General features: G+C 66.0%; 9 protein-coding genes. 4 read left to right on the top strand and 5 right to left on the bottom strand.

What is annotated here, in order from left to right; all coding sequences use genetic code 11:
• The first annotated feature begins 16 nt into the window (after positions 1-16).
• The 3 genes from GobsT_RS23865 (at position 17) to GobsT_RS23855 (ending at position 2,528) form a co-directional block, all read left to right on the top strand.
• Positions 17-232, top strand: a complete 216-nt coding sequence (locus tag GobsT_RS23865; RefSeq protein WP_010047696.1) for a hypothetical protein — start codon at positions 17-19, stop codon at positions 230-232.
• A 100-nt stretch (positions 233-332) separates the two neighbouring features.
• A complete protein-coding gene (xerC, locus tag GobsT_RS23860; RefSeq protein WP_010047698.1) occupies positions 333-1,238 on the top strand; it encodes a tyrosine recombinase XerC in 906 nt (301 codons plus the stop codon).
• A 129-nt stretch (positions 1,239-1,367) separates the two neighbouring features.
• Positions 1,368-2,528, top strand: a complete 1,161-nt coding sequence (locus GobsT_RS23855; RefSeq protein ID WP_010047700.1) for a thioredoxin family protein — start codon at positions 1,368-1,370, stop codon at positions 2,526-2,528.
• A 343-nt stretch (positions 2,529-2,871) separates the two neighbouring features.
• On the opposite strand, the gene GobsT_RS23850 is transcribed toward GobsT_RS23855, so the two are convergent.
• Positions 2,872-4,683: an ABC-F family ATP-binding cassette domain-containing protein gene (locus GobsT_RS23850; protein WP_010047702.1), complete on the bottom strand. Its 1,812-nt coding sequence runs from the start codon at positions 4,681-4,683 to the stop codon at positions 2,872-2,874.
• Between the two features lie 88 nt (positions 4,684-4,771).
• On the opposite strand from GobsT_RS23850, the gene GobsT_RS23845 reads away from it, so the two are divergent.
• Complete coding sequence (locus GobsT_RS23845; protein ID WP_010047703.1) at positions 4,772-5,545, top strand: TIGR02996 domain-containing protein; 774 nt, start codon at positions 4,772-4,774, stop codon at positions 5,543-5,545.
• Positions 5,546-5,653: 108 nt separating this feature from the next.
• Here the strand turns inward: GobsT_RS23845 and GobsT_RS23840 are convergent, their stop codons facing one another.
• The 4 genes from GobsT_RS23840 to GobsT_RS23825 form a co-directional block, all read right to left on the bottom strand.
• On the bottom strand, positions 5,654-7,828 hold the full coding sequence (locus GobsT_RS23840) for a matrixin family metalloprotease (RefSeq protein ID WP_010047705.1): 2,175 nt from the start codon (positions 7,826-7,828) through the stop codon (positions 5,654-5,656).
• 778 nt (positions 7,829-8,606) lie between these two features.
• Positions 8,607-9,227, bottom strand: coding sequence for a transposase (locus tag GobsT_RS23835; RefSeq protein ID WP_071529272.1), 621 nt, complete (start codon positions 9,225-9,227; stop codon positions 8,607-8,609).
• Positions 9,158-9,856: a transposase DNA-binding-containing protein gene (locus GobsT_RS23830; RefSeq protein ID WP_010038797.1), complete on the bottom strand. Its 699-nt coding sequence runs from the start codon at positions 9,854-9,856 to the stop codon at positions 9,158-9,160. Before GobsT_RS23830 ends, GobsT_RS23835 begins: the two co-directional genes overlap by 70 nt.
• A 1,544-nt stretch (positions 9,857-11,400) precedes the next feature.
• Positions 11,401-13,077, bottom strand: a complete 1,677-nt coding sequence (locus tag GobsT_RS23825; RefSeq protein ID WP_010038805.1) for a sensor histidine kinase — start codon at positions 13,075-13,077, stop codon at positions 11,401-11,403.
• Positions 13,078-13,158: the final 81 nt, after the last annotated feature.

The raw sequence follows: 13,158 nt of genomic DNA, 5'->3' as shown, positions 1-13,158 counted from the left end.
CGCGGAGGACGGTCGCGTGACGCAGGAGCTCAACGTGCTGGCCTTGATCAAAGGGACCGAGCGGTTCATATTCGTTTACGACGATTACAGCAAAGACGAGCTGATCGACGACATCCGCGACAAGGCGGCCGACCCGGCCGTGGCGCTGAACTGGTTCGACGCTTCGGTGCTCACCGAGCGCGTGCGCAACCCCGCCGCCGAACCCGACCCCGCGGACCTGCTGGACGAATGATATTGGCGTTTGCTGTTGGAGCACGGCGGCCCCGACCGGACAATCGCGCTGCGGCTCGCGTTGGAATCACACGCGCCGCGGCACCCCGGAGGCCCGACCGATGACGCTCGAACAGGGGCTCGCAGACTTTCTCACACACCTCGGGCTGGAAAAGAACTCCTCCGACAAAACGGTCAAGTCTTACCGCGAGGACCTCACCCAGGCGCTGGGGTTCGTGCGCGACCGGACCAAGAAGGGGCACGTCGCGGTGGGCGACTGGACCACGCGGACCGTGCGCTCGTTCGTTTCCTGGCTGCACGAGCAGGGGTACGCCAAGAGTACGATCGCCCGGCGCCTCGCCGCGGTGCGGTCGTTCAGCAAGTACCTGTGCCGCGCGGGCGTGCTTGATGTGAACCCGGCGCTGGCCCTCCGCGGCCCGAAGCAGGACAAGAAGCTCCCCCACTTTTTGACGCTGGCGGATGTGCAGAAACTGCTGACGGCGCCCCCGGCGACCGATTGGGCGGGGCGGCGCGATCGCGCCGTTCTGGAGACGCTCTACGCGTCCGGCATTCGGGTTTCTGAGCTGGTCGGGCTGGACCTTCTGGCCGTTGACTTGAACGATGGTGTTATCACGGTTCGCGGCAAGGGAAAGAAGGAGCGGCTCGCGTTGCTCGGTCCGGACGCGGTGAAGGCGATCACCCTCTGGTACGAGGACCGCTCCGCGCTGCTGGCGCGAACCGGCCAAGAAACTGAGGCTGTGTTTTTGAACAACAAGGGCGGCCGGCTGACGACTCGCAGCGTCGGCCGCCTGTTGTCGCACCACCTGAAGGTCGCGGGCCTCGACCCGCGGACCAGCCCGCACACGTTGAGGCACAGCTTCGCAACACATATGCTCGATGCCGGGGCCGACATCCGCGGGGTGCAAGAACTCCTCGGCCATAAGAGTTTGGCGACGACACAAGTTTACACGCACGTGACCACTCAGCGCCTCCAGCAGAGTTACCAGAAGGCCCACCCGCGCGCATGAACGCGGGTGGGAGGACGCCCTTCCGGTTGAATGAGCCGCGCCCGCACCAGCCCGGCGGTCGGCGGTGGAGCGTTTGTGCAGTGCCGTTACGCACCAGGGGTTCGCTTCATGTATTGTCCCGACACGCGCATGCGCGTCCTGTTCCCGCTCGTGACCGCCGCGGCGCTGTGGCCCGCACTTCCGGCGGTCGCGCAGCCGGCCAGGCCCGCCGCGCAGCCTCAAATTACGTGGTGGACGGATTACAACACCGCCCGCAAGGAGGCGCAGGACAAGGGACTGCCGCTGCTCATCGTCTTCGGAACGGAGAACTGTTTCTACTGCCGCAAGCTCGAGTCCGGGCCGCTCAAGGACCCGGCCCTCGCGCCGCTGCTCGCGTCCGGCTTCGTTCCGCTGAAACTCGACGCCGCCAAATCGCCCGAACTCGCGAAAGCCCTGAAAGTTCAGCTTTACCCCACGACCGTGTTGGCCGCACCCGACGGCAAAATCCACGCCTTTATTGAAGGTTACATTGAGACCGCGCGGCTCGCCGAGCAGATGAAACGCACGCTGACCGCGGTGAGTACGACGGACTGGGCGGCGCGGGACTTCAACGAGGCGTCGAAGGCGCTTGCGGCCAGCGACTACCCCCGGGCGGTGACGCTCCTGAAGGGCATCACAAAGGACGCTGGCGATAAGCCGGTGGGGGTGAAGGCGAAGCAACTGCTGACCGAGGTGGAGCGGGTCGCCGCCGGTAAGTTGGCGGGCGCGAAGCAACTCGAACAACTCGGGCAGACCGCCGAGGCGATGGACGCCCTGGCCGAGGCCGTTCGCACCTACGCCGGCACGCAGACCGCTGCGGACGCGGCGGTGGCACTGGCGGACCTCGCCGATAAGCCCGGTGTCGTTCAACAGCGTCGGCTCCGGATCGCGCGGGACATACTCGCTGTGGCCCGGGACGACTTCCGCGCCGGGCGCCTCTACGACTGTATGCAGAAGTGCGAGCAGCTTGCGCTGGCGTACCCAGAGTTGCCGGAGGCGAAGGACGCGGACCGTCTGCTGGGCGAGGTCAAGAGTAACCCCGAGCGGTTGGCGCGGGCGTGCGAGCAAATGAACGACCGCACCGCGGCGATGTACTTCGCGCTGGCCGAGTCGTGGTCCCAGAAGGGGCAGAGCGCCGAGGCCGCGACGTGCTTGAAGAAGGTGATGGCGCTGTGCCCGAACACACGCCACGCCGATCTCGCACAGACCGAACTGACGAAACTCCAAGGGCGAACTGCCCCCGCGGTTCCGGCGGGCTTGGTGAGACCGTAAAGATCGTAAACAGTACGGCAATCGCATTGTTAACGATCCGGTTGGTCGCGATTGTTTCTTGTTGCACAGGCACTCCTGTCTGCGCGGCGTGAGAAGGTCGCACAGACAGGAATGTCTGTGCCGCAAAGACGGAGGCCAAAAAGATATCCGCAATCGGATAGATAATCGATTGGTAGCCTAATCTATCCAGGCTCAAATTTTGCGAGGCGCCATTGCGGCTAGAAACGTAGCGGAAACAAAAAGCGGGCGGGATGTGGTCTTCCGCAAACTGTCGCCCATTCAGTTCGCGTTAGTCATCCCGCCCGCACACTTAAAATGCACTCGGCGTGCCAGTCGAAACCAATCACGCGGTTCCAGATCGCTTCGCTTCGAGTTCCTGCCAACGGGTGTACAACTTCTCCACCGCAGCTTGTGCCTCTTCCAGCGCCTTGCACGCGGCGGTCAGAGCGACGTGGCTATTGCCCGCCGCGCTCACTTCCGCCTCACGCCCCGCAACACGCTCTTCGGCCGCCAGAATCGCCGCTTCGATTCCGTCAAACTCTTGCTGCTCCTTAAAGCTCAACTTCTTCGGTTTCGACGGAGCGGGAGTGCTGGCCTTCTTCGTTGTGGCAGCCGCGGGCGCTTTTGCGGCCCCGGTCGCGCGCTCGTAATCCGAGAGCCACTGCCCGACACTCCCGTAACTCTTGGCCCTGCCGAACCCATCGAGTCCGATCACCTCGGTACACAAACGGTCCATCAGGTCTCGGTCGTGGGTGACCAGCACCACCGCGCCGGGGAACTCGTCGAGGCTGTCCTCAAGCGCTTCGAGCGAGGGGATGTCGAGGTCGTTGGTCGGTTCGTCCAGCAGCAGCAGGTCCGCGGGCTTGAGCATCAGTTGCGCGATGCGCACGCGTGCCCGCTCGCCGCCGGACAGCGCGCTGATTTCGACATCGAGTTGCTCGGGGCGGAACAGGAACCGTTGCGCCCACCCGCCGACGTGTAGTTGTCGCCCGTTGAACGTCACCTGGTCGCTGTTGGGACTGAGTGCGACGCGCAGCGGTTGCGAAAGGTCGAGCGTCGAGCGCCCCTGCTCGAACATCACCGCGCGGAGCCCTTCGGCGCGTGTCACGCTGCCGGCGTCCGGCGCGAGTTCGCCGGCGAGCACCTTCATCAGGGTGCTTTTCCCGCTACCGTTCGGGCCGAGCAACCCGAGCCGGGTTCCGGGGCTGAGGATCAGGTCGATGCCGCCGAACAGCGACCGCCCGCCGAGCGCTTTGCCGATGCCTGTCGCGGTGATGAGCTTCTTGGTTTGCCGGCCGGTGCCGGCGAAATCGATCGCGGCCTGACCGGCCGCGGCGGTGCGGTAGTTCAGTTCCGCGAGTTCGTCGCGCCGGGCCGCCGCCTCGCCGATGCGCGACCGCGACTTCCGCCGCTGTGCCGACTCCTTACGCCCGAGCCATTCGGTCTCGCGGCGCACCTGGTTCGCAACCGCGTCGCGCAGTTTCGCCTGGGCTTCTAGGAAGGCGTCGCGCTTGTCGGCGAAGTCGTCAAAGCTCCCGGCGGTCCGGAACGACCCACCCGGGTACACGCGGCTCACCTCCAAAATCTCGTCGCTGACGGCGCGGAGGAACGCCCGGTCGTGGGTGGCGACGAGGTACCCAAATGGAGCGGCCCGCAGCAGCTTTTCCAGCCACACGACACCGGGCAAATCGAGGTGGTTGGTCGGCTCGTCCATCAGAAGCAGGTCCGGCTCGCGAACCAACTCCCGAGCGAGCGCGAGCCGCTTCCGCCACCCGCCGGAGAGCGTGTCGGCGCGAACCTCGAAGTCCTCGAACCCAACCTGCGTGAGTGTGATCGCGGTACGAGTTTCTCGCTCGTGGTCTTCGAGGTTTTCCTTCGCGAGAGCCTTCATCAGAACTGAATGTACGGTGTCGCCGGGCTCGAACGTGTCATCTTGTGCCAGGTAACCGACCCGCACGCCGCGCCGGAGGGTGCGGGTGCCGCCGTCAGGTGTTTCGATGCCCGCAAGGATCTTCAGAAGGGTCGATTTGCCGGCCCCGTTCGGCCCGATGAGCCCGACCCGCTCGCCGGCGCGCAACTCGACACTGAGGCCGTCGAACAGCGGGCGCGGGCCGTAACTCTTGCTCAGTTCCTGGGCGGACAGCAGCAACGACATGATCCGTTCCGTAAAGTCGGGGCGCGGGTTTCGGCCCCGCGGACATGCGTTATCATACAAGTCCGAACCCGTTCCCGGGGGCGCCGGCGTGGCCGAAGACGAACCGTTTATTCGCGCCCTGTTGGCCGCGCCGGACGACCGAACCGCCCGGCTCGTTTACGCCGACTGGCTCGACGACCGTAGCGACCCGCGGGCCGAATACCTGCGTCTCAGCGCGCGACTCACGGAGTTGCCGCTTGGGTCCGACGAGCGGCAAACTGCACGGGAACGAATGTTGACGCTCCAGCACGAGTTCCCGTCGTGGTGGCTGGCGGTTGTCGGCTATCGAGCGGTGCCCCAAGCTTCAGACCGGGAACGGATCGCGAAGGCGGCGAGCGTGCTCGGACGTTTGGTCGAGCGCACGGTGAACGGACGCACGGTGATGACCGAGGCAGCCGCGGTCAGTGGACTGACGGGCGCGGGGGCGGTTCTTGAATCCTGGTCGTCGTGGAATAACGACGACATCGAATACTGCTTCCAACTGAATGACCGGGATGGACGGGAGGCGTCTTGCGAATTACAGATTTACGACCCGGACTTTCCCTGCGGCCCAGAGTTTCTTGAGTGGTATGGTGATACGGCGTTATTAATTTACAGAGGAGTGCGGCACGGCCTGTATGCATGCCGGCTCGGGTTCGACGGGGCGGCGGCTCACCGCGAGCTGGCACTCGGTTACTCTCCGTGGGTGATCAACGGCCGCGAACTCGGCATCCGACGCAGTCACGGCGACCACATCTACCGGCTGTCGGTTCCGGACCTCGCCGAATTACACCCGCTGTCGCTCGTGCAAGCCGTCGCGCGGGGCCTACTCCCACCATCTTAGCGCGTCAGCCATGCAATGTGATCTCCCGGCAGACGTTGTGGGCACCGCTCGGCTGTGCGGCGCCCACAACGTCTTTAGCGGTGGCACATCACCGCCGGGACTCAACCGTTACGGAGCCGCGACGTAGACGCCGGCGTTGTACCGGAACGCCGAATTGCTCGTGTCGCGGTAGTAGAACTGACCGGCGATCGACCAGATGTCGATTACGCCGCTCGCGACCGACACCGCGAAACTACCGGTGAAGCCGTTGTACCGGTGCAGCGCCCCAGCCGTGCTCCGGTAGAAGACCTGATCCTGCCCGACCGCGAGATCGGCCGTCCCGCTCGCGACGACATCGAACGCGCCGGTAAAGGCGTTGTACCGCAGCACATCCCCATTACTGCGGCGGATGAAAGCGATGCCCTGCCCCATTACGAGATGGGTGGCGCTGCTCGTGACGACGTCGAACCCGCCGGTGAAACCGTTGTACCGCAGCACGTTCCCGTTACGCGACAGGATGAAGCCTTGCACGCCCGCGAGTTGCGCAATGCCCGTGGCAACGTTGTCATAACCGCCAGTAGAACCGTTGTACCGTAATACCGCTCCGTCGTTGCGCAGGATGAAGAACTGGCCCGCGCCCGAAGCGATCTGAGAGACCCCGGTCAAGGTTACTAGGCTGAACGCACTCGTTCCGTTGTACCGCAGCAGTGCCCCGTCGTTACGACGAGCGTGGAGTTGCCCCCCACCCGACGCGATCTGGGTGATGCCGGTGGCGAGGGCCGACCCGAACCCGCTCCCGTCGTACCGGAACACCGCACCGTCGTTGCGCAGGATGAACAGCTGACCCGAGCCCGACGCGATCTGCGTGATGCCGGTGGTGAGGGTCAGCCCGAACCCGCTCCCGTCGTACCGGAACACCGCACCGTCGTTGCGCAGGATGAACAGCTGACCCGAGCCCGACGCGATCTGCGTGATGCCGGTGGTGAGGGTCAGCCCGAACCCGCTCCCGTCGTACCGGAACACCGCACCGTCGTTGCGCAGGATGAACAGCTGGCCCGAGCCCGACGCGATCTGGGTGATGCCGGTGGTGAGGGTCAGCCCGAACCCGCCCGCGTCGTACCGGAACACCGCACCGTCGTTGCGCAGGATGAACAACTGACCCGAGCCCGACGCGATCTGGGTGATGCCGGTGGTGAGGGTCAGCCCGAACCCGCCCGCGTCGTACCGGAACACCGCACCGTCGTTGCGCAGGATGAACAACTGACCCGAGCCCGACGCGATCTGCATGACCTGCGACGTCAAGAAGGTGCGCGACCCGTTGGCTTCCTGGCGGTACACGTCCCCCTGTACGTCGAGCACGAGTGTCACGGATCCATTGGAAACCGTATCCGCGGTCCCGGGCGACACAGGTGCCGGGGGCGGAACCAATCCCCACCCAAGGTCGAGCAAGCCCGCGGCGTCCAGCAAGGACCAGCCCACCCGGCTGCCCGCGTCGAACGTCGGGTCCAGGTTCGCCCCCAGACCGCCAACCTTGATCCCATCCGCCCAGTGCCCGCCGTCCGGGGCCAGCGGGACGGGGGCACCATAGACCGCAACGGCATAGGCTCCGGTGAACGTGCCACTACTAACCAGACCGCTCCACTGAGATGTAGTCCCGATCCCGAGCACGTGCCCCAGTTCGTGCAGCGCGACCGAGTAGAAGTCGACTTCGTTCGCGTCCAGCCCGACCGTGGTTTGACCGAAGTGCCAGGCCTCCGAGCTGTCGAACGTGATGCTCCCGCCCCACGGCGCGAACCCGCTGTGGCCGCGTGTGGTCACGGCGTTGTCCCACCCGGGAAGGAACGGACCCACAAGGAGCGGGATGGTGCTCTGGCCCGGCCCGGCGAGCGCGAGGGTGTCCGCGGGACCATCCAGCGCGCGGCCCCCGACGTACACCCGGATCGTGTTCGCGTCGACGACCAAGTTTGACACGCTCGCGGTGTAGCCGGTCGCCGGGTCCAGGAACGACGCCACCCACGACTGCCCGGGGTAGTTGGCGGCGTTGATGGCGCCGAGGCTCGCGTTCAGGCTGTTACCCAACTCGGTCGCCACCTCGCTCATCACCGCCCGGGCTTCCGGGTTGTTGAACAGCCCACCCGCGTCGCGCGAGTAGTCCAACACGACCGCCACCGCCGGCACCTCGCGGGCCTCAAGGGCCTCCATGTTCAGGCGCAGGAACTTTTCGCGCGGGTTCGCGGGCGGGCGCTTCGAGACGGCGCGCGCGCGGCGCGCCGGGTGAGACCGCAAACCAAAGAGCGACAGCATGCAACACCTCATGTCTGACCAACGTGCCACCGGCCATGCACATGCCGGGGTCGGTAAGGATGATATCGCGGCGCACACTGTTCTCAGAGCTGAGTTGCGAGAATTTTCGAATTGTGGTTGCACAAAAAAACCGGCACGCAGAAGTTATATCAAAATAAAAATACACGTTAATAATATTAAACTGAATTTATTATTAAATTAACAATAATATAATAATCAAACTTATTGAGAATTTATACCCTATTCGATCTCGTAAGGAAAATGGTAGTTCGGGAGGCTCCATTGCCCGCGCAGTGCGTGGTTTTAAAGTGGAGCGCGAAGGCGCGCTCATTTCGAACGGTAGGGAGTGTTCCGCCACGCCTTCGTTGTAACAGCTCAGACACCGGCGGGCGTGCCGAGGCGCCCGCCGCGAGCCCTTCAACTGATATTGATTCGACCGGGCGAGTAGCAGTCGGTTTCGCTTGGCCTTTTCGGGCCATGGGTACTGCTCGGCGCGGCGCCCCGTCGGTCGGGGCGCCGCGCCGAGCGCAGCAGTTCCGATCGACGGGTATGACTCGGTCCGGGTCTCGTAGGCATCAGGTGCAACGGCTCAACTTGTACCGCAAGTTGGTCTGGATTTTATGTCGTACGCGATCATGGGCCGGAGCTTCCGAAGGCCGCGCCAGAGGGTCTGCGACCCCGGCACGCCGTCGCTGGGGCGGTTCATGTGCCCGCCCAGTCGCCCCAACGCCCACACGAACCCCCGAACCCGCCAGTGCGGTTGCGGCCCCCCGGACCGCTAGGTGCTCAGCACCCGCACCGCGCGCCCCCCGACCGCGCCCGCGGCCGGGTCGTCCTGACGCCCCGGGTCCCGGGCCAGGTCCCGTAGTTCCAACAGGGCCACGGCCAGCACCGACGTGATTCCCACGGCTGTCGCCAGGACGGCCCGGGTGCGGTGTGGAAGGTTCTCGACCCCGCACCCGGTCTTGAGCGCCTTATGGTACTCCTCGATGATCGGGCGCCGTTGGTAAATGCTCACCACCTGCCGCATGCTGGCGATGTCCCCCACCGCCCGGTCCGTCCGCAGGAACCACTCGACGCCGGTATCCCCGGCCGGGATCTCGACCTCCCACACGCGGACCACCGGCACGGTCACCGTGCCCCGGCCCCGCGGGGCCGGGACCGTGCCGGTAGCCCAACACCCCTGCAACTTCACGGGCCGGGACCGCCCCGCCCCCTCGCGTGCCTGGCCCCACCAGCCGGCCCGGGCCGGGAACGTCCGCAGGTGGTCATGCAACTTCGCGCCTGCCCCCTCGCCCCCCACGCGTCGGCGGTTCGACTTGGACCGGATCACGAACGACCGGCCCGCACCCACGAGTTGCTCCAGGAACTCGAACGTGTCGGCGCCCCGGTCGCACACGTGCACCCAGGTGCGGCCCGCCGGCGCGTCCCCCCGTGCCCCCCCGTGCCCCCCCGTGCCCCCCCGTGCCCCCCCGTGCCCCCCCCGTGCTGGCTCTCTCGGTCTCGCCTCCCGGCCATGCCCTCGGCGGCCGTCACCGCGGGCTCGACGCGCCGGTGCCGGATCTGGTTCGCCAGACCGAGGATGGCACCGGTCCGCGCCACCGCGGCCCGCGCGTTGTGGCACTCCCACCCGCGCCCGTGACTGTTACCGATGGGACCCAGACCCCGGATCGCGCGCCCGGAGTAGTCCAACTCGGTGGTGTCGTGGAGCACCAAGACCACGTCCTCGGTCCGAGCCATGCGGTCGAGCGTCACGCGGGTGTGCGTGGCCCGAACGGATGCGTGCGTGGCCTGGGGCCGGTTCACGATCCTCTGGAGCGCGCGGGCGTCGGCCGGGTCGGCGAACGCGGCGGACCACGACTCGGCCTCGCGGGCGACGAGGATGTCGGCCAAGTCGATGATCCGCCGGTTCACCCGCGCGTCACCCAAATCGAGGCCCGAGAAGTGGGTCTGGCCGAAGCTCGGCGCGGCGGTGGGAGTCAGGACCGGACCCTCCGAAGGAATGAGAGGGACCGCACAACCGCGCATCTACCTCGTGTCAACCCCAAAATGTGGTACAAGTTGAGGGGTTACAGTCCGATCCCGTGCCGGGGGGGGAGCCGACGGGGCGAGGACTGGACACTCGCTACCGCCCAACTGGCAATTCGCTGCTACTTTGCTGGGGCATCGCTACCCATGAATCACGTCCTCGAAACCGGTGTGCAGTCCTTGCGCAAAAGCAAAAACGGTTCCAACGGTGTTCGATCGCCATGCGGTAATGTGCGTTGGTGGTAGTACTACTCCGTTACCTCGCCACAACTGCTTATTTTACAACGTGTTATGCACACGCCTCCGGAATGAACCTTGACGGAACATCTTGTAGGATCTGGACTTGAGTCAAATGGAATGCTCACTGCCAAGGCGGAATGTTTGCTGCTCTCGTGAACGGACTAGCCAGAATTGCTGGGATTTGAACCCGTTGCGGGGGCACGGACCTGTAGGTGTAGCTCGCCATAAATCGCGACAATTTAATTAGTTGTGGCGAAGTAACGGAGTAGTAGTAGAACTTGTAACAAATTCGGCTCGCACGTGCGGTTCGCTCCTGCGAACAAAAATCGGTGCCGAAGACGTTGTTGGGTAGTGGCTGCGATTCCCAGAAGTGCCCGGATGACGGAAATGCTTCGAAACAATACCTCCTGCGCCGACGGTTCGGCACGGTAGCGGTCCGCGAACGGGACGGGACGCCCCCGCCCGGGGCTGACTCGGGCGTCTCCCCTTGACCTTAAACGAAACCCGACCTGTGCAGTCCGAAAAAGCGCTTGCGGTCGTCACCCGTGGCACCGAATGGAGCGAGACATGCCGTGGCTGACCGCCGGATGGTGAACGTGGATACCTTGGCCAATCCGTCGGGAGCGGCCCGGAGCACCCGGCGCAAGGGCGCCAGGGACCACACCGCCGCGCCATCGGCCTCGGGGCTTGTGGTGCGGGTCACCTCACGCACGATCCGATCCCGAGTGGTCGCGCCGTACGTCGGCGTGCGGCCGCCCCCGTGCCGCGGGTCCAGAGTCGCCAACTTCCCGGTTGAACCGCGCCACCAGGTGGGACACCGCATCCCCACTTCGGCGGCCGACGGCCCGGACCGCATTCTGGTACTCGGAACCATTTGCGACTACCAGAATCATGACCGCGCGGGCCACTCGCACCGTCGGGGCCGTACGCGGGCCGCTCACCGCCGTCAGCTTCTGTCGCTCGGCATCGGTCGGCGCGCGGAGTGGGTCCTTCTTACGGCGTGAAATGATGACATCCGGATGCAGGTGCATCCGAGATGTGGCTCAGTGGGCAATTTATGGCTACGGGCGTGGCAAATGACCACCAGTCGCTACTCAGCGACTGACTACTTCGGATACCAGCCGCGCGGCGCTCGACGCCCGGCTCATGTGCGCCGACACCTGCTCACAGCAGTTGCCTCCGCACGGCTGAAGTGTGCCATCTTCGAAACCGGTGGCACACGGCGCGTAACGGCGCGGGTTGGGAGTAACTGAACAGATTTGTTTCGCAGCCGGAGAACGGAACGGGTTTGAGAGAACGGCGGCTCACGCCGACTGGCGGTCGAGGAATTCGAGCGTAACGGAGCGGGGAACGGTGACCACGAACCGGGTCGGACCGGTGCCCGACTCGTATCGCACATCGCCACCGTTCTGCTTCGCGAACTGCCAGGCGGTCGGCAACCCCAGCCCGCGCCCGCGCCCGGCGGAGCGCCCGCAGTAGAAAGGATCGAAGGCGTGTTCGAGGGCAGCCGCGCCCAGCCCGGGGCCGCTATCTTCAACGACGAAGGCAACGAACTCGTCGTCACGTTCCGTACACGAAAGACGGACCCAACCGCCGCTCCCGGCGGCCTCAATACCGTTGCGAGCGACGGCGGCGAGGGCGTGCTTGATCTGAGCGCGATCGGCCCGAACGAACGAGTCGCCGGACACGGCCGCGAGTTCCATGCGGACGTTCTTCTCGGTCGCGAGCGGGGCGAGTTCGTCCCGCACCAGCCCGAGCAGGTCACCGGCGGCGAGCCGGTGCGGATGGGGCTGGGGCGGCCGCGCGAACTGCATGAGATCGCGCACGATTCCCGTGATCCGTTGCGTCTGGCGTATGACGGACTGAAGGGCCTCGCCGCGGTCCGGATCGGGCTCGGTGCGGTACAGGCGCTGTGCGTGCCCCGAGATGACCGCGAGTGGGTTGTTGATCTCGTGCCCCGCGCCCGCGGCGAGTTCGGCCAGCGCCCGGAGCTTCGCGTCCCGGGCACGGGCGTCGGCCTCGCCCCCGACCTGGGCAACAGCGCGGTGCAGATCGTCGAGCCGCTCTTCGAGGCGGGCGACGAGCGCCGCCCCGTTCCGCCGGCGGCTCTCGCTGGCCATTTTGAGCAGGTTAACGACCAGCGGCACCTTGTGCGGGTTCGGGTCCAGCACAGGCGCGGGCGCCTCGGCCGGTGGGGCCGCCGGCCACAACTCTTCGACAACGGCGTCGGTGAGTTTGAGTTCCGCGAGAAGTTCCGCCCGCCCGGCGCCCTCGGTCAACCCGAGCGAACCGAGCCGGCGTTCCGTTTCGAGCGCCGCGAACTGCGCGAGCAGAAACAAGCCGAGATCGGGAACCAGCGCCCGGGCGGCGGCGATCGGCAGGTTGAAGTTCCCGAGTACGCTCGCGACCCAATCGGGGAGCCGCCAGCGGTTCGCGAGCCGCCGGGTGACGGCTCCTTGGTCGAGCCCCCAGATGGCGGCTTGTGTCGCTGACGCGGCCGGCGCATCGGGATCGTGCAGCGGTTCGCGGGCCGCCCCGGGATCAACGGCCGCAACGGCGACCCAGCCCAGCGGGGCCAGCGCCGCGAGCGCGGCTGCGCGCTCCGCACATGCGCGGCGGGTGTGTTCGGCAAGGCGACGCGCGAAAGCGGCGGCGGCGCGGGCGAAGGCCCGACACCGTTTGGCAACTTCGCACTCCGGATCGACCCACGCCCCGGGAACCGCTTGCAGGTGGGCGGACGCGGTTGACGGCAGCGACGCCGCAGACAGTGCGGATGGGCAGAACAGGCTCTCGGCCGGCGCGACCGATGGCGGCACGAACCGAAGGAGGAACAGCACCAAGGCCACGTCAGCGGCCACGGGATCAGCCGAAAACGGTCGCGCGAGGCCGGCGGGCGCCTCCGCGAGCCGGATCAGACCGTCCGTGTTCGGGCACAGCCACGGCAACGCTGCCGCGGCCCGGCCCACCGCCTTCCCTGGCACTGGAAGTCCTCCACACACAAAACGCAGAGTTCGGAAGTCGGAACGAACGGCAACAAACCGGAGGGGCGTGTTGCGTTTTGA

The organism is Gemmata obscuriglobus (assembly GCF_008065095.1).
In the GTDB taxonomy this organism is placed as follows: domain Bacteria; phylum Planctomycetota; class Planctomycetia; order Gemmatales; family Gemmataceae; genus Gemmata; species Gemmata obscuriglobus.
This window is presented reverse-complemented; position numbering and strand designations above follow the sequence as displayed.

Bases quoted from the DNA above. Each gene is read 5' to 3' on its own strand.
- xerC (WP_010047698.1), top strand. From the start codon at position 333: ATGACGCTCGAACAGGGGCTCGCAGACTTTCTCACACACCTCGGGCTG.
- GobsT_RS23855 (WP_010047700.1), top strand. From the start codon at position 1,368: ATGCGCGTCCTGTTCCCGCTCGTGACCGCCGCGGCGCTGTGGCCCGCA.
- GobsT_RS23850 (WP_010047702.1), bottom strand. From the start codon at position 4,683: ATGTCGTTGCTGCTGTCCGCCCAGGAACTGAGCAAGAGTTACGGCCCG.
- GobsT_RS23840 (WP_010047705.1), bottom strand. From the start codon at position 7,828: ATGCTGTCGCTCTTTGGTTTGCGGTCTCACCCGGCGCGCCGCGCGCGC.
- GobsT_RS23830 (WP_010038797.1), bottom strand. From the start codon at position 9,856: ATGCGCGGTTGTGCGGTCCCTCTCATTCCTTCGGAGGGTCCGGTCCTG.